We start from the raw sequence: 20,625 nt of genomic DNA, 5'->3' as shown, positions 1-20,625 counted from the left end.
TGCCGACATGCTGATCGGCGCGACCAAATCCGGTCGCAGCAAGCATGCGTGGGCTGAAGTCTACCGCTCGCTCGCACACGGGCCGGCTAGGTCGGCCTGCGAGGACAAGACGGTGATCGGAAAATTCCCTCGACCGGTCGTCGATTTCGCGGCGGCTTTCGTCGAGCTTCAGGCCAAGCGTCACATCGCGGATTATGACCCTTACGCAGTCTTCCGGAAATCAGCAGTGCTCTTCCACATTGAGATGGCCGAGCGTGTGATGGAAAACTTCTCCTCCGTCGACGTTAAAGACCGCCGCGCCTTCGCATCCTGGCTCCTGTTTCGCAACGTGGCGCGCCGATAACCCGCAGCTCGTCGCCTATATAGCCTCCATCACACCCCCTTGCCGACCGCTTGCCGGATGAGCGCCTGCGCGTCCTCCGACGCCCATTCGGCGGGGCCGGCGAGGTAGCCGATCTCGCAGCCCTTGGCGTCCACGAGAAGGGTAGTGGGCAGGCCGAAGCCGCGCCCCACGCTGCGCAACGCCTGGAAGGTCTTTGTCTCCGGGTCCGCGTGGAAGGCGAGGGAGGAGATGCCGATCTCGTTCAGGAAGGCGCGGGGCTTCTTGGGGTCCTTGGTGTCGAGATTGATCGCCAGCACCTGGAAGTCGGCATTCCCCTGCGCCTTCTCCAGCGCGTCGAGGGCCGGCATTTCCTTCCGGCAGGGCACGCACCAGGTGGCCCAGAGGTTCACCAGCAGGGTCTTGCCCTTGAAGTCGGCCAGCGTCACCGGCCTGCCGTCACCGTCGGTGAAGGTGAGGGCGGGCAGGCGGCGCGGCTCGGTGGCAAGGCTCAGTGCCGCAAGCTCGCCCTTGGCGAAGGGAGCGAGGCGCTTTGCGGTGGCGACCGCGCCGGCGCAGTCGGGATCGGATATGGCGGCGGTGGCCGCGGGCACGGTGCCGTCCGGCAGAGGTTTCGTTGCGGACGCATTGCCCTTGAGCCCATTCATCCCGTATAGGGCGAGCGCGCCGGCCACGGCCCCCAGAACCGCCGCTCCCGCCACCAGACCGATCATGCGCCCCGGCTTGCCGGCGGCTGCGGTCGGGGTCTTGGCGGGAGGCGCGCCGGGGGCATCATCCGGGCGCGGCAGGTTGGCATCGGTCATCGGAGGTCCGTCATGAGCAACAAGATGTGGGGCGGGCGGTTCTCCACCGGTCCGGACGCTATCATGGAGGAGATCAACGTCTCCATCGGCTTCGATCAGCGTCTCTATGCGCAGGACATCGCCGGCTCCAAGGCCCACGCGGCCATGCTGTCCGCCCAGAAGATCATTGCGGCGAAGGATGCGCAGAAGATCCAGAAGGGTCTAGACACGATCCTGTCAGAGATCGAGGCCGGCAAGTTCACCTTCCGCCGCGATCTCGAAGACATCCATATGAACGTGGAGTCGCGTCTGGCGGAGCTGATCGGCGCGCCGGCGGGCCGCCTGCACACCGCCCGGTCGCGCAACGATCAGGTGGCCACCGACTTCCGCCTCTATGTGCGCGACACCATCGACACGCTGGACGAGCAGATGGCCGATCTCCAGCGCGCGCTGGCGGAAAAGGCGCTCGCCCATGCCGGGACGGTGATGCCCGGCTTCACCCATCTTCAGAACGCCCAGCCGGTCACTTTCGGTCATCACCTCATGGCCTATGTGGAAATGCTGGGTCGCGACCGGGGCCGGTTTGCCGATGCGCGCAAGCGCCTCAATGAATCCCCGCTCGGTTCGGCGGCGCTCGCCGGCACGTCCTTCCCCATCGACCGGGAGGCGACCGCCGCCGCGCTCGGCTTCGACCGGCCGACCGCCAATTCGCTCGATGGCGTCTCCGACCGCGACTTCGTGATGGAGACCCTGGCGGCGGCGTCCATCTGCGCCGTCCATCTCTCCCGTTTCGCGGAGGAGATCGTGATCTGGACGTCGCCGGCCTTCGGCCTCGTCAAGCTCACGGACGCCTTCACCACCGGCTCGTCCATCATGCCGCAGAAGCGCAATCCGGACGCGGCGGAACTCGCCCGCGCCAAGTCCGGCCGCATCATCGGCGCCCTCACCGGCATCCTGGTGGTGATGAAGGGCCTGCCGCTCGCCTATGCGAAGGACACGCAGGAGGACAAGGAAGGCACCTTCGATGCCCTCTCCGCGCTCTCGCTGGTGATCGCCGCCATCGCCGGCATGGTCCGCGACATGGAGCCGGAAGCCACCCGCATGAAGGCGGCGGCCGGTCAGGGTTATGCCACGGCCACTGATCTCGCGGACTGGCTGGTGCGCACGCTGAACATTCCGTTCCGTGAGGCCCATCATGTCACCGGCCGCATCGTCGGGCTCGCCTCGGAGCGCGGTGTGCCGCTGCATCGCCTCTCGCTGGAGGAGATGCAGGGCGTCGAGAAGCGCATCACCCAGGATGTGTTCTCGGTGCTCTCCGTCACCAATTCCGTGCGCAGCCGCACCAGCTACGGCGGCACGGCCCCGGCCCGCGTGCGGCAGCAGGCCCGGCGCTGGCTGAAGAAGCTCGGCCCGGCGGCGTGAGCGCGCCGCGCTTTTCCGACGCCTTCCGCGCGGAGCTCCATGAGCTTTTCGCCTGGCGCCGGGATGTGCGTGCCTTCCGTCCCGATCCGCTTCCGCGGGGGGCGCTGGAGCGCCTCCTCGCCACCGCCTGCCTCGCGCCGTCGGTCGGGCTCTCCCAGCCCTGGCGCTTCGTCCTCGTGGACGATCCCGCCCGGCGGGCGGCCGTGCGGGCGAATTTCGAGCGCGCCAATGGCGAGGCGCTGGCCGCCGAGCCCGGCGAGCGGCAGGGGCTCTATGCCCGGCTGAAGCTGGCGGGGCTCGACGATGCGCCCTGCCACGTCGCGGTGTTCGCCGATCCCTGCACGGAGCAGGGCCACGGCCTCGGGCGCCGCACCATGCCGGAGGCGCTAGATTATTCCGCCGTACTGGCGATCCATACCCTCTGGCTCGCGGCGCGGGCGGAGGGCATCGGCGTCGGTTGGGTCTCCATCCTCGATCCGGCGCCGCTCGCCGCCACGCTCGAGGTGCCCGCCACGTGGCATTTCGTCGGCTATCTGTGCATCGGCTTTGCGCGCGCGGACCATGAGGTGCCGACGCTGGAGACGGCGGGCTGGGAATGTCGTCGCCCGCCGGAAACCTTCCTGATACGACGGTGATCGGCGGGGGCTCGCCTTTGCAGTGCCGGCCGCTATAGTGGCGGCGATCTTGTCCGAGGTGTTCCGTGTCCCGACGCTTTCGCATTCCCGCCCTGTTGCTCGTCCTCGCCTGCGCCGGGACGCTCGCCGGCTGCGGCGTGAAAGGTCCACTGGAGCCGCCGGGCGGCACCAAGACCGGGACGACACAGACCGGCGCCGCGCAACCGGCTGCGGCAGGCACTCCTGCGGCGAGCACCGCCGCGGCTGCGCCCGTGACGCCGGCCGCCGAGCCCTCGCCCACCGCCTGGGCGGAACAGTCCGATGCCGGCCGCTCCACCAGCACCTCGTCCGCCAACAGCTCCGCGCCGACACCGACGGTCGCCACCACGACCACCAACACCACGCGCTCGACCACGGGCAGCGCGTCCGGCGGCGCCAAGGGCTCGATCACCAGCGCGCCGGTGAGCCTCGACAAGATCCAGCGGCCGGATCGGCCCTTCATCCTCGACGGGCTGCTCTGAGGAGCGCGCTCCGCCCGTTTTCCTGCCGAAGGGGCTGAGCGACGCCCCTTCCGGCTTCCGGCCAGTGCCGCCGGGCGTCCGCTCCGGCCCGTCATGCGCGGTCGGGGGGCCTCCCGCCGAAGCGCTGGCGATCACCGCGCAAGGCCCGCCATGCACCACTTCATTCACCACGACGGCCGCCTCAAGGCCGAGGACGTGGATATCGCCACCCTCGCCGAAGAGGTGGGCACGCCCTTCTATTGCTACTCCACCGCCACGCTGGAGCGGCATTACCGGGTCTTCAAGGCCGCCTTCGCCGAGCGCGAGATGCTGCTGTGCTACGCGCTGAAGGCCAATTCCAACCAAGCAGTCATCGCCACGCTCGCCCGCATGGGCGCGGGCGCTGACATCGTCTCGGGCGGTGAGCTGAAGCGGGCGCTGGCGGCGGGCATTCCCGGCGAGCGCATCGTCTTCTCCGGCGTCGGCAAGACGCGCGAGGAGATGGCGCAGGCGCTGGAGGCCGGCATCCTGTGCTTCAACGTGGAGAGCGAGCCGGAGCTTTCGGCGCTGTCGCAGGTGGCGACCGCCATGGGCCGCACCGCGAACATCTCCATCCGCATCAATCCGGACGTGGACGCCAAGACCCACGCCAAGATCTCCACCGGCAAGTCCGAGAACAAGTTCGGCATCCCGATTTCGCGCGCCCGCACGGTCTATGCGGAGGCGGCGACGCTGCCGGGCCTCAAGGTCGCCGGCATCGACATGCACATCGGCAGCCAGATCACCGATCTCGGGCCGTTCGAGAATGCGACGCTGCTGATGGCGGAACTCGCCCGCGACCTGCTGGCGCAGGGCCATGCGCTGCACCATCTCGATCTCGGCGGCGGGCTCGGCGTGCCTTATGTGGCCGGCGATCCGGTGCCCCCCTCGCCGGACGCCTATGCGGCTGTCATCACGCGGGCGCTGAAGGGCCTCGACCTGCCGCTGGTGTTCGAGATGGGCCGCATGATCGTGGCCAACGCCGGCATCCTGGTGGCACGGGTCATCTATGTGAAGCACGGCGAGGGCAAGACCTTCGTGATCGTGGATGCGGCCATGAACGACCTCATCCGCCCGACCCTCTACGAGGCGCACCACGACATCGTGCCCGTGCACCAGCGCCCGTCGGCGCCCACGGCGAAGGTGGATGTGGTTGGTCCGGTCTGCGAGACCGGTGACTATCTCGCGCTCGATCGCGAACTGCCGGAACTGATGCCCGGCGACCTCATCGCGGTGATGACCGCCGGCGCCTATGGCGCGGTGCAGGCGTCCACCTACAACACCCGGCCGCTGATCGCGGAAGTGCTGGTGAGCGGCCATCAGGCCGCCGTGGTGCGTCCGCGGGTGGAGGTCGAGCAGTTGATCGGTCTCGACCGCCTGCCGTCCTGGTTCTGATGGCAATGGGCCGGCGTCAGCCGGCCCGCGTCCTCGGCTTGAGGGCAATGAGGTCCGCTTCCGACATGGGGCGGGCGAAGTGGAAGCCCTGCAGTTCCTCGCAGCCGGCCTTGCGCAGCCAGGCGAACTGGCCGGCGGTCTCCACGCCCTCGGCGGTGACCTGAAGGTTAAGCGCCCGGCCGAGCCCGATGATGGCTTCCACGATCCCCTGTGCATCGCGGCTCTGCTCGAGGTCGCCCACGAAGCGGCGGTCGATCTTGATGCGGTCGAAGGGGAAATTGCGCAGATAGTTCAGGGACGAATAGCCAGTCCCGAAATCGTCCATGGCGAGGCGTACGCCAAGGGTCTTGATGCCGACCAGCACGTCCAGCGCCTTCTCGGTATTCTCCAGCAGCACGTTCTCGGTGATTTCCAACTCCAGCCGCTCCGGCGGCAGGCCGCTGTCCTTGAGGGCGGCCCGCACCGTTTCGAGCAACTGCTCCCCCTGCCGGAACTGCACCGGCGAGACATTCACCGAGACCACGAGATCGGGCCATTTGGCGATGGTGGCGCAGGCCCGGCGCAGCACCCATTCGCCCAGCGGCACGATGAGGCCGGAGGCTTCCGCGAGCGGAATGAAGCGGTCCGGCGACAGCAGGCCGAAGCCGGGGTGCAGCCAGCGCACCAGCGCCTCCACGGCCACCGGCTCCTGCGTGGCGGCGCTGAAGCGGGGCTGATAGAGGACGACGAAGTCCTCGCTGCCCACGGTGCGGCGCAGGTCGTGTTCCAGCGTGCGCTTGGCCTGCACCTGCTCGGTCATGTCGGCGGAGAAGAAGGCGATGCCGGGTGGCTCCTCCCCCTGTGCATGCTGGAGGGCGAATTCTGCACTGCGCAGCAGCAGTTCGCCCTCCATGCAGTCGTTGGGGGCGAGGGCCACGCCGATGGCGCAGGAGAGGTCGATCAGGTCGCCTTCCGGCAGGCGGATCGGGGCATTGAGGGCCGCCTGCACGCGGGCGCACAGGTCCTTCACCGCGAGGACATTGCCCGGTGCGGTGGCGACCAGGGCGAAGTCCTCGGCCCCGAGCCGGGCCACAAGGTCGCTGTCGGTAATGACCTGCTTGAGCCGCAGCGCGCATTCGGCCAGCACCGCGTCGCCGGCGGCGAGGCCATAGCTCTCCGTGATCTGCCGGGTGTTCGCGAGGCCGATGCGCAGGGCCGCCACGAGGCGCTGGCTGTCGCCGATGCTGCTCAGGGCGCCGGAGAGGAATTCCATGAACAGCGTGCGGTTGGGCAGGCTGGTCAGCGGGTCGTAGAGGGCGAGGTGCTCCATCTTGCGATGGGCCTCCACCTCGGCGGTGATGTCGCTGGCGGTGCCGCGGAAGCCGATGAGATGGCCGTCCGCGTCACGCACCGCCTTCGCCGCCACCCGGCACAGGCGCAGCGTGCCGTCAGAAGCGAGGTAGCGGCAGGAGAGCGGCGTCACCCGCCGTTCCGCGGCGCGGGCCGTCCAACTTTCCAGGGGACCCTCGATGCTGTGCAGGACCGTGTCCAGCGGCTGCCCCATCAACTCGGCGCCTGAGCGGCCGGTGAGCGCCTCATACCGCTCGGACAGATAGGTGATGCGTAGCGCCGCGTCGGTTTCCCAGATCCAGTCGGTGGCGGCCTCGGCGACGTCGCGGAACCGGGCTTCGCTGAGCTGGAGGGCGGCGCGGCTTTCCTGCATCACGCGGGAGGCGGCTTCCATCTGCCGCGCGCTGGCGGAGGCGCGGGCCAGGATGAGCCAGGTGAAGAGCACCAGCGTGCCGCCGCAGGCGAGCAGCCACGGCATGACCGCGCGCGTCACCGTGGCGCCCGGGGCGGGGCTCGTCCAGCTCAGCACGACGGGATCGCCAGCCCGGCTCGCCAGTTCGAGCTTGGCGCCGCCGCCGGCGCCGAGGCGAAGGTCCGGCAGATCGGTGCGGCGGGCGATGCGGCTCAGGACCTCGTTCTCGAGGAGACGGCCGAAGACCAGGATGCTGGTAGGGCCGGCCGGTGTCGGGTCGGCGGCATTCGGGGGCGGTGTGATCGGCTGCGCGCCGACCAGCGCCGGCCGTCCGCCGATCCAGAAGAGGCCGTGCACGCCGGTGCGGCGGGCGTCCGCGAGCAGGGCATCGAGGCCTGTGGGCAGATGGCTGCCGTCGTCCGGATCCTGCAGCCGCCCCTGCCGCAGTTCATAGACCACCGAATTCTGTGCCGAGATCACATAGACCCAGTCCATGCCCAGCAGATGATGCAGGCGGGGGCCGAGCACGCCTCGCTCATAGGCCCATTCCAGATTCAGGGTCGGGTGCAGATTGTGGTATAATATTCCGTTCGCAAGCAGCGAGGCGAGAGCGCGCATGAGTTGCTCTTCCTCGACGGCGATATTCGCGCGCAGCTGAAGTTCGGTGCGCCGTTCGGAGCGGATGTCTTCTTGGCGGGCAACGTGGAACAACAGCGCAGCGGAAACGCAATAGGTGGCTGTTACCAGTATCGCGATGGCAGACAGCGTCCAGCGCGCAAAGACATGCGTGCCCGCGGCGTCACGCGACTTTATCCACGAACGCAACATAAACGCTTCCGAACCTTCGCGCCAAGTCCGCATTCTAACGGCGCGACGGCCATTACTGCCAGAATACGCTGGGTTGTGCCTGTCGAATGTGCCACTCGCGCGCTACATTTGCGCGCCGAGGTAGAGTGGCACCGAGGGCTTGGGCGAAGCTGCCCCCTCTGGAACCGTTACGGGTCCATTGTTTGCGATGTCGTTAACCTTAAAAAACGATGAATCGCAACGGCGCAAACTCCCCGGTGCAGGAGCCGCGCCCGGCTAGCTCGCGTCCCCTGCGGAGGTGACGGTGTGGATGCGGTCGGCGAGGTTCAGGTCCACGCGCACCACGGTCGGGTCATCGCCGCCGGGCCGGACCTTGAAGCCGAGATCCTGTGCGAGATGGAGCATGGGCAGGTTCTCGCGCAGCACGTCGCCGAAGATGCGGGCGAGGCCGCGCTCCTGCGCATAGTCGAGGATCTCGTTCATCAGCCGGTAGCCGAGGCCCCGGCCCTTCATGTCCGAGCGCACCATGATGGCGTATTCGGCCGCCTCATTGTCGGGATCGGCGATGATGCGCACGACGCCGAGGATCTCGCCCGTCTCCGCCACGGTCACCAGCGCCATCTCCCGGTCGTAGTCGATCTGCGAGAGGCGGGCGGCCATCAGGTGCGGGAAGTCCTTCAGCGAGCCTAGGAAGCGCATGCGTACGTCGCGGGGGTCCGAGCGGCGCACCATGTCCCCCAGCGCCGGCTCGTCCTCCGGGCGGATGGGGCGCAGCAACACCTCCTGACCGTCCGAGAGCATGATGTGACGGCTGAGGATGGTCGGGAAGGGCTTGATGGCGAAGCGCTCGGTGCCCCGGCTGGCAGAGGGATGCACCACGATGCGGGCGTCGAGCGCGATGACGCCGTTCTCGTCCACCAGCAGCGGGTTGATGTCGAGTTCGCCGATCTGCGGCAGGTCGCCCATCAGTTCGGAGATCTTCACCAGCGTGGTGGCCACCGCATCGAGATCGGCGGCTGGCCGGTCGCGATAACCGACGAGGCGGCGGTAGATGCGTGTGCGCTCCATCATCTCGCGGGCGAGGCGGCCGTTGAGCGGCGGCAGCGCCACCGCCCGGTCGGCGATCACCTCCACCGCCGTCCCGCCTTCGCCGAACAGCACCACGGGGCCGAAGGTCTCGTCATTGGCGATGCCGGCGATGAGTTCCACCGCCCGCTGCCGGCGCACCATCCGCTGCACCGTGAAGCCTTCAAGCCGCGCCTGCGGCATGCGCTCGCGCACTGCGGCCAGCATCAGCTCGGCGGCTTCCTCCACCTGGGCGGGGGTGCGCAGGTCGAGCCGCACGCCCCCCGCCTCGGACTTGTGGATGATGTCGTCGGAGAGGATCTTCAGCGCCACCGGCCCGCCGAAGGCAGCGGCCAGATCGGCGGCCTCCGCCGGAGACGCGGCCGTGCGGGTCTCCACCACCGGAATGTCGTAGGCGGCCAGCACCGCCTTGGCCTCCACCTCGGTCAGCACGCTGCGGCCGGCTCCGATCACCGCATCCACCACCTGCTTGGCCTTGTCGCGGTCCGGCTCGTCGAAGCTGCGGGCCGGCGGGGTCTCCATCAGCATGGTCTGGTTGCGCTGGTAGGAGACGAGATGGCCGAAGGCGCGCACCGCCTCATCGGGCGTGTCGTAGGTGGGCAGGCGGCGGGCGGCGAGGTGGCGGCGGGCATTTGCCGCGGCCTGATTGCCGAGCCAGCAGGTGAGCACGGGGGCGCGCGGCCGCTGCGCGAGCGCCTCCACCACCGCATCGGCGGCCTCGGCGCTGTCGGTGAGGGCGGTCGGGCAGTTGAGGACAAGAACGGCATCCGAGCCGGGATCTTCCAGCAGCGCCGTCACGCCGTCCGCATAGCGCTTGGGCGGGGCATCGGCGGCCAGCGCCACCGGATTGGTGCGTGACCAGCCGTTCGGCAGCACGCGGTCGAGCTTGGCAAAGGTCTCCGGCGCCAGTTCCGCCAGCCGGCCGGGCGTCTGTTCCAGAGCGTCGGTGGCCAGCACGCCGGCGCCGCCGCTGTTGGTGAGGATGGCGAGGCGCTCGCCGTTCAGCCGGATGCCGGAGGCGAGCGTGGTCACCGCCTCGAACAGTTCGCGCAGATCGTAGACCCGCAGCATGCCGGCGCGGCGGAAGGCGGCGTCATAGACCGCATCGGCGCCCGCAAGTCGGCCGGTGTGCGAGACGGCGGCCTGCGCGCCGGCGACGCTGCGGCCCGCCTTGATGACGATGACCGGCTTGGCGCGGGCGGCGATGCGCCCGGCGGACATGAATTTGCGCGCGTCGGTGATGCTCTCCACGTAGAGCACGATGGCCCGCGTGGCGGAATCCATGGCGAGATGGTCGAGCAGGTCGCCGAAGTCGATGTCCGCCTTGTCGCCGAGCGAAGCCACGTGGGAGAAGCCGACGCCCCGTCCCTCGGCCCAGTCGAGCACGGCGGTGGCGAGCGCTGCCGACTGGCTGAGGAAGGCGACATCCCCCTTGCGCGGCATCAGATGGGCGTAGCTCGCATTGATGCGCGGTCCGGTGGAGATGAAGCCGAGACAGCTCGGGCCCAGCAGGCGCATGAGGTTCGGCCGGGCGGCGTCCAGCATCCGCTGGCGCAGGGCGGCATCGGCACTGCCGGGCCCGGAGGCGAGGAGGACGGCGGCGCGGCAGCCCTTGGCGCCAAGGTCGGCGATGGTCTGCGGCAGGGTTTCAGGCGGCCCTGTCAGCACCGCGAGGTCGACCTGGATCGGCAGGTCGCCCACAGAGTGGTAGTTGAGCGCGGAGCGGATCGCCCGTTCCTTCGGATTGACGCTGAGGATGGGGCCGTCGAACCCGGCCTCGAAGAGGTTGCGCGCCGTGACCGCGCCGATGGTGCCGGGCCGGCTGCTCGCCCCCACGAGAGCGATGGCGCCGGGGTGGAAGAGGGCGTCGAGATTGCGCGTCGTCATGGCGTCCTCCGGTCGGGCGAACGGGAGCGTCCGCAGGATGACCGATGCGGCGGACGATCTTAAGACGGGGGATGTGCGGCGTGGGCGCGCGGGCGGTGCCCGCCCTTACTGATGCGGGAAGGGACGGCGGAAGGTCTCGCGCACGGCATCGCTCAGGGCGTTGGAGAAGAGGGGCTTCTCCACGATGGCAACGCCGGCGGAGGTGGCGCGGCGGCGCACCTGCTCGGTGGGATGGGTGGTGATGAGGATGGCCGGCCAGGTCACCTGCCGCTGCTTCAGTTCGCGCAGCAGGTCGAGGCCGTTGAGGCCCGGCAGGTTGTAATCGACGATGAGGCAGCCGCTGCCCGGCAGGGTCTCGATATCCTGATCCAGCATCTCGGCGGCGGTGGCGAAGATGCGGACGTCGAACCCTTCCAGCTCAAGGGCGAACTTCAACGACCCGCGGACAGCAGGGTCGTCATCCACCACGACCACCACCGGGGAGGCGGGGGCGTCGGCGGCCTTGTCTTCGCCAATCAAGAGCATGTGGGCCTCGCGCGGGCCTCCTCTCTAAGCGGAAGCCCGGACCCCTTCACCATCGCGGCGGAAGGGCACGCCAGCCTTGAGATAGATCAAGAGCACGCAATGCGGTCAAGTCGGCGTGGCACCGTCGGTGGGCGCAACGCCGGCCAGAAGCGCCATCCGCACCAGTTCCGGCAGGCTCGCGGCCTTCATCTTGGTCATCACGTTGGCGCGATAGACCTCCACCGTGCGCGGGCTGATGCCGAGGTCGTAGGCGATGGTCTTGTTGGCAAGGCCGTTGACGAGGCACTCCAGAACCTGACGCTCGCGCTGGGAGAGGCCGGCGATGCGCTTGCCCACCTCGCTGCGCGCATCCTCCTGCCGCCCCTGCTCGGCGGAGCGGCCGAGGCTCGCGCGCACGGCGGCGATGATGGCGGCATCGTCGAACGGCTTCTCCAGGAAGTCGGCGGCGCCGAGCTTCATCGCTTCGACCGCGAGCGGCACGTCGCCATGGCCCGTCATGACGATGACCGCCATATGGGCGCCGCGGGCGTTCAACTCCTTCAGCAGTTCGAGGCCGCTGATGCCGGGCATGCGCACGTCGGTGACGATGCAGCCGCGGTCGAGCGGCACGCCGGCATCGAGGAAGGCGGCAGCGGAGGTGTGCTGGGTGACGGCGAGGCCGGAGCTTTCCAGCAGAAAGGCGAGCGACTCGCGGACGGCGTCGTCATCGTCGATCACGTGGACCGGCAGCGACTCAGGCATCGTTCATGGCCTCCTCGTCGACGGTGCGCAGCGTGAAGCGGAAGATGGTCCCGCCGCCGGCATTCGGTTCCGCCCAGATGCGCCCGCCATGGGCTTCGATGATGGTGCGCGAGATGGACAGGCCGACGCCCATGCCTTGTGCCTTCGTGGTGACAAACGGTGTGAACAGTTGTGCCCGCATCTCGTCCGATATGCCATGGCCGGTGTCGCAGACCGACACCGTCACCATGTCGTCCTCCGCCGGGGTGGTCTGCACGAGGAGCTGCCGGCGGGAGGCGTCCATCATGGCTTCGAGGGCGTTGCGCATCAGATTGAGCAATACCTGTTGCACCTGCACCTTGTCGGCAAGCACGAGGTCGCAGGAGGTATCGATCTGATACCGCACCTGGATCCCGTGCTCCTTCGCGCCCACGAGGGCGAGGGCGCTCGCCTCCTCGATGAGCTTCGACAGGCTCTCCACCCGCCGTTCCGTCTCCCCGCGCGACACGAAGTCCCGGAGCCGGCGGATGATCTGGCCCGCACGCAACGCCTGTTCCGCCGCCTTGTCCAGTGCCCCCTGCAACATGGGGATGCGCTTGGGGTCGCCGTCATCGAGGAGGCGCCGCGAGCCCTTGATATAATTGGCGATGGCAGACAGCGGCTGGTTCAGTTCATGGGCCAGCGTCGAGGCCATCTCGCCCAGCGCCGTGAGGCGGGAGATGTGGACGAGCTCGGCCTGGAGTTCCTGGAGGCGCGCCTCGGTGTTCTGGCGCTCGGTGAGGTCGCGGATGAAGCCGGTGAAGAAGCGGCCGGAGACCGAGTGCATCTCGCCCACCGCCAGCTCCATGGGGAAGGTGGCGCCGTCCTTGCGCTCCCCCGTCACCACGCGGCCGATGCCGATGATGCGGCGCTCGCCGGTGGTGAGATAGCGCGAGAGATAGAGGTCGTGCTGGTCCCGGTGCGGATTGGGCATCAGCATGGAGACGTTGCGGCCGATCACCTCGGAGGGCGAATAGCCGAACAGCCGTTCCGCCGTGATGGAGAAGGACTGCATGATGCCGCGCTCGTCGATGACGATCATCGCATCCGGCACCGTGTCGAGGATCGAGGAGAGATGCGCCTCGCGGGCGAGCAGCGCGCGATCGCGCGCCACCGCGTCGAGCCGCGTCCGCCGCAGGCGTTCGCCGAGAACGGCGATGCCCGCGCCGGCGATGGTGAGAAGGCCGAGGCTCTGCCAGTCCGCAACGACGGTATCGCCCGAGAGCAGGCCGCGCAGCGCGAGGCCGAGGGCGGACACCGCCGTCGCCGCCAGCCCGGCGAAGAGGCCGCCGCTGCTGGCCAGCACCACGATGACCAGCAGCACCAGCAGGATGCGGGGGTCGAACGCGGACAACGCCGCAAAATGGCTCGCGGCAATCACCAGCGCGGCGGCGGCGCTGCCGGGTACGGCACGGCGCACGGTGCCCGGAACCGTCGGCCCCGCCTGGGGAGCTTTCGGAGGCAGCGCCTGCGTTGGCGTGTCGGTCATCTGGGGGCTCGTCTCGTCGAATGGGCGGGGTGTGAAACGGCTGTTGACCGGCTGATCGGCAGCCTAGGCTCCGTAAAATCACCTACGCAATACTACTTAAGGGCTGGGCCCTAAGGAGTGAATCCGAATTTTTGCAGGGCGGTCAACGGGCTATCCCTTCATCAACGAAATTCGGAGATGAGACCGATGTCGATCGCCGCCAGCGTCATCGCCCATATCGCTCCCGTGCCTGCTCAGGCCTATGCACATCCCATGCCCTCCAACCGGTGGAGCGAGATGGCCCGTGGCGTAGCCGCCGATGAAAGCGCCCGTCCGGCGCAAGTCGTTGCGGCTCTCGGCACTCCGGCGGTGTTCGCCCGCAACAGCGAGATTTTCGGCGACGATCAGGTTGCCGAGAACGTCTATGTCGTCGTCTCCGGCGTCGTGCGCATCTGCAAGCTGATGGGCGACGGCCGCCGCCAGATCGAGGCCTTCTGCCTTCCGGGCGATGCCTTCGGCTGGGAGACCGGCGAGCGTTACCGCTTCTCCGCCGAGGCGGTGAGCGAGTGCCGTCTGGTGCGCGTGAAGCGCTCCGTCCTCTTCGCCCGCGCCGGCAGCGATCCGGAACTGGCTTGCGCGCTCTGGGCGCTGAGCTTTGCCGAACTCCAGCGCGCCCAGGAGCATCTCCTCCTGCTCGGCCGCAAGACGGCGCAGGAGCGTGTCGGCTCCTTCCTGCTCGATCTCGCCCGCCGCTCCGGCACCACCAATGCCTCGCATGTCACCGAAGTCACGCTCGCCATGTCCCGCCAGGACATTGCGGACTTCCTCGGCCTGACCATCGAGACCGTGTCGCGCACGCTCACCTATCTCGAGGAACAGGGCACGATCTCGCTGCCGTCCTCCCGCCGCGTCCTCCTGCGCGACCGCTCTGCGCTCCGTCGCCTCGACTCCTGAGGCGACGTTTTTCCCCATAACTTTGGTCCGCGTTTCCGGTTTCATTTCCTCCCCACCTCACACCGCCGCCGAGTGCCTCTTGGGCCCGGCGGCGTTTTCTTGTGCGGGGAGCTTCGCGTCGAAGACAGCAGCCACCGTGCGGGTGAAGGCGCGCATCTGCGCCGGGATGGCGAGGCGGGTGCCGGTCCGCTCCATCAGGCCATCGGCCTCGAAGTCTGCGAGACGGGCGAGTTCCGGCGCGAAGAAATCGGCGGCGAAGCCGTGGGCGCGCAGAACCGCCGCAAGATCCACGGCGCTGTCGCACATCAGCCGCTCGATCACATCCCGCCGCAGCCGGTCTTCCGGCGTCAGGGCGATGCCGCGGGCGATGGGGAGCCCGCCCGCCTCCAGCGCGGCGTGCCAGCCGGGCGTCTGCGCGATGTTCTGCACATAGCCCTGCGGGAGCATGCCGATGGCCGAGGCGCCGAAGCCGAGCAGCACCGGCGCGTCATCGGTCGTATAGCCCTGGAAGTTGCGCTTCAGCGTGCCGTCGGCCGCCTGCCGCGCCATGGCATCGGTGGGCTTGGCGAAATGGTCGAGGCCGATGGCCACATAGCCTTCCGCGGTCAGCAGGTCGGCGATGGCCTCCGCCTGGGCGAGCCGGGCGTCGGGGCCGGGCAGGCTCTGGTCCGGGATCAGCGCCTGATGCTTCTTCATCCACGGCACATGGGCATAGCCGAACACCGCGATCCGGTCGGGATCGAGGCTGAGGGCCGTGCGCACCGTGCGCAGCACGGACTCCAAGGTCTGGTGCGGCAGGCCATAGATGAGGTCGAGATTGAGCGAGCCGATGCCGGCCCGGCGCAGCGCGTCGGCGGCGCGGGCGGTTTCCTCGAACGACTGCATGCGGCCGATGGCGGCCTGCACGGCGGGATCGAAATCCTGCACGCCGAGGCTCGCCCGCGTGATGCCGCTGGCGGCCAGCGCCTCCACCATGTCGGTGCTCAGCACGCGCGGATCCACCTCGATGGCGAGTTCCGCATGGGGCTTCACGTCGAAGTGCCGGCGCACGCTCTCCATGAGGGCGATCATGTCGCCGCCGGCGAGCAGCGTGGGCGTGCCGCCGCCCCAGTGCAGGTGCGTGACGGCGAGCCGGCCGGGAATACGCTCGGCCACCCGCGCGATCTCGCCCCGCAGCCGTTCCGCATAAGCGGCGACCGGCGTATAGCGGCGGGCGACGGAGGTGGTGCAGCCGCAATAGAGGCACAGCTCGGCGCAGAAGGGCACGTGCAGATAGATCGAGCCGCGGCTCGCCGGATCGAGTTCGCCCAGCCAGCGCTCATAGACGCCGCCATCGACCTCGGGCGTGAAATGCGGCGCCGTGGGATAGCTGGTGTAGCGCGGCACGGGGCGGCCGTAGCGGGCCACGAGATCCTGCGGCGAAAGCGGGCGGGGCGCTGGGGCGCGGCGAAGGGCGGTCATGCAGTCTTCATGCGCCGGCCCGCCCGGTTGTACCTTGATGCAGCGCAAGCGCTTGTTCTGGCGCTACCACTCCTGCGCGGGTCGCAGCTCCGGATCATAGAGACCGGCCAATCGTCCGGCGGCGGCCCGGGCAAAGCGCAGGGTCAGCGCCTTGCGGGTGGCGGCGGCGAGCGGATGCTCCGGAGCCGCACGGATCAGTTCCGCTCCGAAGGCGTCGGCGACGAGAATGCCCACGTCGTCCGGCAGGAGTTCGAGCGGGAAGTCCACCCCCACCGCAAACAGCAGGCGGTCGCAGAAGGGCCGGTATTCGGGCCATTTGGCATCGGTGCGGAAGTCGGTCACCGACGACTTGATCTCGATGATGGAGAGCGCGCCCTTGGGATCGAGCGCCAGCACATCCGCCCGGCGCCCGGAGGCCAGCGAGACTTCCGGCAGCCCGGCCTGCCCGTGCGCGGCGAGGAAGCGCAGCACGCCGCGCTGGATGGCGGCGGCCGTCTGCGACTGGCGGCCGTCCGGCTTCGGGACCGGGGCGTCAATCATCACAAATGCACGCCGCTCGGCTGGGCATCCTGCGCCAGCGTGCCCTTGAGCGCGATGAGCCGGGCCCGCCGGTCGCGCAGGATGGCGGCATTGAGCTCGCCGCCGAAGATGAAGGCGGTGGCCGTGAGATAGAGGAAGACGAGGGCGATCATCACAGAGGCGAGGCCCGCGTAAGTGGTGACGTAATTGCTGGAGAACTCGCCGAGATAGATGCCGAACACGGTGGCCGCCACCAGCCACAGCGTGAGCGTGACGCCGATGCCGGGCAGCACGTCCAGCAGCCGCCGCCGCCCGGCGGGCAGCCATAGGTGGGCCATCAGCAGCGCGATGATGAGGATGAGCGCGGTGCTGGCGAAGCGGGCGAAGGTCACGACGCCGCTGATCGGCTTCAGGGCCGGCACGTTGTTCACCATCGTCTGCCAGATCAGCGGCCCGAGGATGACGAGGAAGGACAGGGCCAGCATGCCCGCCGCCCCCACCAGCACGAACAGCACCGAACTCACCCGCAGCCGGTACCAGGCCCGGTGTTCCTTCATGCCATAGGCCCGGTTGAGGCCGATGCGCAGGCTCTCGATGCCGTTCGAGGAGAAGTAGATGGCGAGCGCCACGCCGACCGTCAGCACGTCCGCGCGGACCTGATTGACCACATTGTGGATCTCGCGCGCGATGGGTTCCGCCACCGCATCCGGCCAGGTCTCCAGGATGAGCTGGATCGCTTCATTGGCGAGCGGCCGCAGATCGAGGAAGCCGGCGAGCGCGGTGAGGAAGATGAGGAAGGGAAAGAGCGACATGAGGATGGACAGCGCGATGTGGCTGGCGATGGCCCAGCCGTCATCCGCGAGGAAGGTCCACACCGCGTCCATCACCACCCGATAGGTCCGTCGCAGCATGTTTTCCTGTTCCGCGTGACATCGCTTGCGGCGCATCATAAGCCAAGAGCGCCCCGGCCTCACCCTGCCGGTCACGGGGAACAACCCGTCCGGGGCCGCCCCGGTTCACTCCTGTGTGCGATCCGCCCATGCCGTCTGAGCCTCCGCCGCCCGCGCCTCCCGGTTCCCAGAGCATGCTAGGGCGGCTTCTCGCCCGCCTTCCGCGCATCGATCTCGCTCATATCCGCCTCGCGGTCCGGGCCACGGTGGCGGCGCTGCTGGCCTATGGCATCGCCTGGTGGCTCGATCTGCCGAAGGGCTACTGGGCGGTGCTCTCGGCCATTCTGGTGGTGCAATCCTCCCTCGGCGCGAGCGTGGCGGTGGCGACCGACCGGGGCCTCGGCACCATTGCCGGCGGCATCATCGGCGTCGGCCTCGCCATGATCGCCGGCCCCTCGCAGGACCTGACCGTCCTGCTCCTCACCATCGGCACGCTGGCGACGGCGCTGCTCGCCGCCTACCGGCCGAGCTTCAAGCTGGCGCCGGTGACGGTGGTGGTGGTGATGCTGTCCGATCCCACCCATGCCCAGCCGCTGATCTCCGGTCTCCAGCGGGTGTTCGAGATTGCGCTGGGCGGCGCCGTGGGCGTGGCCTGCGCGCTGTTCGTCTTCCCCGCGCGGGCGCTGTTCCTGCTCTTTCCCAATGCGGCGGACGCCATTGATGCCTGCGCCGCGCTGCTGGAGGAGGGCCGGGCGGGCCTGCTCGACGGCACGCTCGATCCGGCCGAGATCGACCGTCTGAATGCCGGCGCGCGGGTGAGCCTGCGGGCGGCGGACCTGCGGGTGGGGGAAGCCCGGCGCGAGCGGGCCGGCTGGCTGGCTGGCCCGCCGGACGCGGCCCCGATCGTGCGCACCTGCCGGCGGCTCTGGCACTCGGTCATCATCCTGCTGCGCGTGGCCGATGCCCCGCTCCCCACCGAGCTGGTGACGCCCGTGCGCGCGACGCTCCAGGCGGCGCTCGGCGCCCTCGCGACCGAATGCCGCGACATTGCCGAAAGCCTGCGCAGCGGCAATCCCGTGGGCCTCGGCAGCGCCAGCGACAGCGCCGAAGCCATGTCGGCGGCCGTCGCGGCCCTGCAGGCCGAGATGGACCGTGCCGGAACGTCCGGCCTCCTGAAAGGCGACGGTGCCAGCCTCACGCGGCTCTACACCGCCGTCGCCGGCTGTGTGCACGTGCAGGAAAACCTGATGGAACTGCGGGTCCAGCTTGCCGCCTATCGGGCCGATCAGGCCGAGCGCGCCGTCGCCTGAAGGTGTGCCGTGCAACGGCTTGAGCGGCGCAATCTCCCGTTGCGCTGCGGCGGCGCTGGCGCGAGGATGGAGAAAATACCGCAACGCACAACATTCAGGGAGACCGTCACATGCCAAGCCGCCTTGCCCTCCGTTCTGCCTCCGAAAGCGGGGCCGACGTGGTCGATCTGGTGCGCAGCGCTCTGCCGGCCCTCGAACGTGCGCTCACCGATGCGACCCAGGCGGTGCGGGAGAAGGTTTCCACGGGCGGAAAGCTCTCCGCCGAGCTGCTGGAGAGCGAACAGCGGGCGGTGCACGGCCTTGCCTGGCTCGCCACCTACGTCTTCGGCGTGCGCGAGCTGCTGCACTATGCCGACCGTCTCGGCGCGTCCGGCAAGTTCGGTGAGGCGGAACGGCTGATCGTCCAGATCGGGGCCGGCGAATACATCGCCCAGATCCTCGGCGGCATCGCCATGAGCCAGGGCGAGACGGTGCGCCTGGCCGATCTCTATCTCTCCGAGGATGCCGTGTCGGCGCTGCGCCATAATGCGGCGGTGGGTGCGCTCGCCCAGCACGGCAACACGGCGGAGGCGCGTGCCGCGCTCGCCGCGATCATCCGCAACGCCCACGGCGCCTTCACCGTGGGCGATGCCGGCCTTGACGAGACGCTGGAGGCCATGCGCTCGGAAATCCGCCGCTTCGTCGAGGCGGAGGTGGTGCCGCACGCCCACGAATGGCACCTGAAGAACGCCTATATCCCGCTGGAGGTGATCGGCCGTCTCGCGGAACTCGGCGTGTTCGGCCTCACCATCCCCGAGGAATACGGCGGTCTCGGCCTGCCCAAGGAGGCCATGTGCGTCGTCACCGAGGAGCTGTCGCGCGGCTATATCGGCGTCGGCTCGCTGGGCACCCGCTCCGAGATCGCGGCGGAGCTCATCATCGGTGGCGGCACGGATGAGCAGAAGACGCATTATCTGCCCAAGCTCGCCTCCGGCGAAATCCTGCCCACCGCCGTCTTCACCGAACCCAACACGGGCTCGGACCTCGCCTCCCTGCGCACCCGCGCGGTGAAGGAGGGAGACGTCTACAAGGTCTCCGGCAACAAGACCTGGATCACCCATCCGGTGCGCGCCGACCTCATGACGCTGCTGGTGCGCACCAATCCGGCCGAGCCCGGCTACAAGGGCCTCTCCATGCTGCTGGCGGAAAAGCCGCGGGGCACGGATGAGGATCCTTTCCCGGCTAAGGGAATGACCGGCGGCGAGATCGAGGTGCTCGGCTATCGCGGCATGAAGGAGTTCGAGATCGGCTTCGACGGCTTCGAGGTGCCGGCGGGCCAGCTGCTCGGCGGGGTGGAGGGGCAGGGCTTCAAGCAGCTCATGAACACCTTCGAGGCCGCCCGCATCCAGACGGCGGCGCGCGCAGTGGGCGTCGCGCAGGCAGCCATGGAAACGGGCCTGCGCTATGCGGAGGAGCGCATCCAGTTCGGCAAGCCACTCATCGCCTTCCCGCGCGTGGCGGACAAGATCGTGATGATGGCGGTGGAAATCGCCATCGCCCGCCAGATCACCTATTTCGCCGCCCGCGCGAAGGACGAGGGCCGCCGGACCGACCTTGAGGCCGGCATGTCGAAGCTGCTCGGCGCCCGTGTCGCCTGGGCGGCGGCGGACAACGCGCTCCAGATCCATGGCGGCAACGGCTTCGCGCTGGAGTATCAGGTCTCCCGCCTGCTGTGCGACGCCCGCATCCTCAACATCTTCGAGGGCGCCGCCGAGATCCAGGCCCAGGTCATCGCCCGCCGCCTTCTGGAGGAGGGACGGAACTGAGAGGGCGGGTTCAGGCGGCGCGCGGCGCGATGCGTTCGAGTTCGGCGGCGATCCGCCGTTCCTCCACGCGCAGATCGTGCGCCGTCTGAAGGCGCAGCCAGAAGTCCGGCGTGGTGCCGAAATAGCGCGCAAGACGCAGGGCGGTGTCCGCCGTGAGGGAGGTTTCCCCGCGCACGAGCCGCTCAATCCGCGTGCGCGGCACACGGAGTGCCCCCCCGAGTGCGTAGGGTGTCAGGCCGAGCGGCTGGAGGAACTCTTCCCGCAGGATTTCGCCCGGATGCACGGGCGCGAGGGGTTTCTGTTCATCGGCAGGCATGGTGC

At 69.0% G+C, this 20,625-nt stretch carries 18 protein-coding genes; 8 read left to right on the top strand and 10 right to left on the bottom strand.

Annotation, left to right across the window (positions count from 1 at the left end; genetic code table 11):
- Window positions 1-7 precede the first annotated feature (7 nt).
- Window positions 8-343 (top strand): hypothetical protein, encoded by a 336-nt coding sequence (locus tag DFO45_RS19520; protein WP_133866163.1) that lies wholly within the window; start codon window positions 8-10, stop codon window positions 341-343.
- A 29-nt stretch (window positions 344-372) separates the two neighbouring features.
- On the opposite strand, the gene DFO45_RS19515 is transcribed toward DFO45_RS19520, so the two are convergent.
- Window positions 373-1,053, bottom strand: coding sequence for a TlpA disulfide reductase family protein (locus DFO45_RS19515; protein ID WP_245518195.1), 681 nt, complete (start codon window positions 1,051-1,053; stop codon window positions 373-375).
- A gap of 102 nt (window positions 1,054-1,155) precedes the next feature.
- Between DFO45_RS19515 and argH the strand changes: the two genes are divergently transcribed.
- From argH to lysA, 4 genes are all read left to right on the top strand, one after another.
- Window positions 1,156-2,544: an argininosuccinate lyase gene (gene argH, locus DFO45_RS19510; protein ID WP_133866161.1), complete on the top strand. Its 1,389-nt coding sequence runs from the start codon at window positions 1,156-1,158 to the stop codon at window positions 2,542-2,544.
- Window positions 2,541-3,179 (top strand): 5,6-dimethylbenzimidazole synthase, encoded by a 639-nt coding sequence (gene bluB / locus DFO45_RS19505; protein WP_208299834.1) that lies wholly within the window; start codon window positions 2,541-2,543, stop codon window positions 3,177-3,179. The genes argH and bluB overlap by 4 nt, the downstream gene beginning before the upstream one ends.
- A 65-nt stretch (window positions 3,180-3,244) precedes the next feature.
- Complete coding sequence (locus tag DFO45_RS19500; protein WP_133866159.1) at window positions 3,245-3,679, top strand: lipoprotein; 435 nt, start codon at window positions 3,245-3,247, stop codon at window positions 3,677-3,679.
- 150 nt (window positions 3,680-3,829) lie between these two features.
- The gene (gene lysA / locus DFO45_RS19495; protein WP_012173178.1) at window positions 3,830-5,092 is read left to right on the top strand and encodes a diaminopimelate decarboxylase; all 1,263 of its coding nucleotides are present in this window, start codon (window positions 3,830-3,832) and stop codon (window positions 5,090-5,092) included.
- A 16-nt stretch (window positions 5,093-5,108) separates the two neighbouring features.
- Here lysA and DFO45_RS19490 read toward each other — a convergent pair whose 3' ends face one another.
- The 5 genes from DFO45_RS19490 to fixL form a co-directional block, all read right to left on the bottom strand.
- Window positions 5,109-7,451 carry an EAL domain-containing protein gene (locus DFO45_RS19490; protein WP_158304156.1) on the bottom strand — a complete coding sequence of 781 codons (2,343 nt, stop codon included), beginning with the start codon at window positions 7,449-7,451 and terminating at the stop codon, window positions 5,109-5,111.
- A 465-nt stretch (window positions 7,452-7,916) separates the two neighbouring features.
- Complete coding sequence (locus DFO45_RS19485; RefSeq protein WP_133866158.1) at window positions 7,917-10,613, bottom strand: bifunctional acetate--CoA ligase family protein/GNAT family N-acetyltransferase; 2,697 nt, start codon at window positions 10,611-10,613, stop codon at window positions 7,917-7,919.
- Window positions 10,614-10,718: 105 nt separating this feature from the next.
- Window positions 10,719-11,138 carry a response regulator gene (locus DFO45_RS19480; protein WP_043879828.1) on the bottom strand — a complete coding sequence of 140 codons (420 nt, stop codon included), beginning with the start codon at window positions 11,136-11,138 and terminating at the stop codon, window positions 10,719-10,721.
- A 105-nt stretch (window positions 11,139-11,243) separates the two neighbouring features.
- On the bottom strand, window positions 11,244-11,879 hold the full coding sequence (gene fixJ, locus DFO45_RS19475; protein ID WP_133866157.1) for a response regulator FixJ: 636 nt from the start codon (window positions 11,877-11,879) through the stop codon (window positions 11,244-11,246).
- Window positions 11,872-13,386, bottom strand: a complete 1,515-nt coding sequence (gene fixL, locus DFO45_RS19470; protein WP_012173173.1) for a two-component system sensor histidine kinase FixL — start codon at window positions 13,384-13,386, stop codon at window positions 11,872-11,874. The genes fixJ and fixL overlap by 8 nt, the downstream gene beginning before the upstream one ends.
- Before the next feature lie 186 nt (window positions 13,387-13,572).
- On the opposite strand from fixL, the gene DFO45_RS19465 reads away from it, so the two are divergent.
- Entirely contained in the window at window positions 13,573-14,319 is a 747-nt protein-coding gene (locus tag DFO45_RS19465; protein ID WP_012173172.1) for a helix-turn-helix domain-containing protein, read from the top strand.
- 57 nt (window positions 14,320-14,376) lie between these two features.
- Here the strand turns inward: DFO45_RS19465 and hemN are convergent, their stop codons facing one another.
- From hemN to DFO45_RS19450, 3 genes are all read right to left on the bottom strand, one after another.
- A complete protein-coding gene (gene hemN / locus DFO45_RS19460; protein WP_133866156.1) occupies window positions 14,377-15,780 on the bottom strand; it encodes an oxygen-independent coproporphyrinogen III oxidase in 1,404 nt (467 codons plus the stop codon).
- A 63-nt stretch (window positions 15,781-15,843) separates the two neighbouring features.
- Window positions 15,844-16,320, bottom strand: coding sequence for an MmcB family DNA repair protein (locus DFO45_RS19455; protein ID WP_133866155.1), 477 nt, complete (start codon window positions 16,318-16,320; stop codon window positions 15,844-15,846).
- Window positions 16,320-17,210, bottom strand: coding sequence for a YihY/virulence factor BrkB family protein (locus DFO45_RS19450; protein WP_133866154.1), 891 nt, complete (start codon window positions 17,208-17,210; stop codon window positions 16,320-16,322). Before DFO45_RS19450 ends, DFO45_RS19455 begins: the two co-directional genes overlap by 1 nt.
- Before the next feature lie 173 nt (window positions 17,211-17,383).
- Between DFO45_RS19450 and DFO45_RS19445 the strand changes: the two genes are divergently transcribed.
- Window positions 17,384-18,499, top strand: coding sequence for an FUSC family protein (locus DFO45_RS19445; RefSeq protein WP_166657190.1), 1,116 nt, complete (start codon window positions 17,384-17,386; stop codon window positions 18,497-18,499).
- Between the two features lie 110 nt (window positions 18,500-18,609).
- Window positions 18,610-20,304, top strand: coding sequence for an acyl-CoA dehydrogenase family protein (locus tag DFO45_RS19440; protein ID WP_133866152.1), 1,695 nt, complete (start codon window positions 18,610-18,612; stop codon window positions 20,302-20,304).
- A gap of 10 nt (window positions 20,305-20,314) precedes the next feature.
- Here the strand turns inward: DFO45_RS19440 and DFO45_RS19435 are convergent, their stop codons facing one another.
- Window positions 20,315-20,620 (bottom strand): HigA family addiction module antitoxin, encoded by a 306-nt coding sequence (locus tag DFO45_RS19435; RefSeq protein ID WP_012173166.1) that lies wholly within the window; start codon window positions 20,618-20,620, stop codon window positions 20,315-20,317.
- Window positions 20,621-20,625 lie beyond the last annotated feature (5 nt).

The organism is Azorhizobium sp. AG788, from assembly GCF_004364705.1.
GTDB classification, from domain to species: domain Bacteria; phylum Pseudomonadota; class Alphaproteobacteria; order Rhizobiales; family Xanthobacteraceae; genus Azorhizobium; species Azorhizobium caulinodans.
This window is presented reverse-complemented; position numbering and strand designations above follow the sequence as displayed.

Excerpts from the sequence above, each read along its gene's own strand:
- DFO45_RS19485 (WP_133866158.1), bottom strand. The coding sequence starts at position 10,613 with ATGACGACGCGCAATCTCGACGCCCTCTTCCACCCCGGCGCCATCGCT.
- fixJ (WP_133866157.1), bottom strand. The coding sequence starts at position 11,879 with ATGCCTGAGTCGCTGCCGGTCCACGTGATCGACGATGACGACGCCGTC.
- DFO45_RS19445 (WP_166657190.1), top strand. The coding sequence starts at position 17,384 with ATGCTAGGGCGGCTTCTCGCCCGCCTTCCGCGCATCGATCTCGCTCAT.
- DFO45_RS19455 (WP_133866155.1), bottom strand. The coding sequence starts at position 16,320 with ATGATTGACGCCCCGGTCCCGAAGCCGGACGGCCGCCAGTCGCAGACG.
- argH (WP_133866161.1), top strand. The coding sequence starts at position 1,156 with ATGAGCAACAAGATGTGGGGCGGGCGGTTCTCCACCGGTCCGGACGCT.
- DFO45_RS19520 (WP_133866163.1), top strand. The coding sequence starts at position 8 with ATGCTGATCGGCGCGACCAAATCCGGTCGCAGCAAGCATGCGTGGGCT.
- fixL (WP_012173173.1), bottom strand. The coding sequence starts at position 13,386 with ATGACCGACACGCCAACGCAGGCGCTGCCTCCGAAAGCTCCCCAGGCG.
- lysA (WP_012173178.1), top strand. The coding sequence starts at position 3,830 with ATGCACCACTTCATTCACCACGACGGCCGCCTCAAGGCCGAGGACGTG.
- DFO45_RS19450 (WP_133866154.1), bottom strand. The coding sequence starts at position 17,210 with ATGCTGCGACGGACCTATCGGGTGGTGATGGACGCGGTGTGGACCTTC.
- hemN (WP_133866156.1), bottom strand. The coding sequence starts at position 15,780 with ATGACCGCCCTTCGCCGCGCCCCAGCGCCCCGCCCGCTTTCGCCGCAG.
- DFO45_RS19440 (WP_133866152.1), top strand. The coding sequence starts at position 18,610 with ATGCCAAGCCGCCTTGCCCTCCGTTCTGCCTCCGAAAGCGGGGCCGAC.
- DFO45_RS19435 (WP_012173166.1), bottom strand. The coding sequence starts at position 20,620 with ATGCCTGCCGATGAACAGAAACCCCTCGCGCCCGTGCATCCGGGCGAA.
- DFO45_RS19490 (WP_158304156.1), bottom strand. The coding sequence starts at position 7,451 with ATGCGCGCTCTCGCCTCGCTGCTTGCGAACGGAATATTATACCACAAT.
- DFO45_RS19480 (WP_043879828.1), bottom strand. The coding sequence starts at position 11,138 with ATGCTCTTGATTGGCGAAGACAAGGCCGCCGACGCCCCCGCCTCCCCG.
- DFO45_RS19515 (WP_245518195.1), bottom strand. The coding sequence starts at position 1,053 with ATGATCGGTCTGGTGGCGGGAGCGGCGGTTCTGGGGGCCGTGGCCGGC.
- DFO45_RS19465 (WP_012173172.1), top strand. The coding sequence starts at position 13,573 with ATGTCGATCGCCGCCAGCGTCATCGCCCATATCGCTCCCGTGCCTGCT.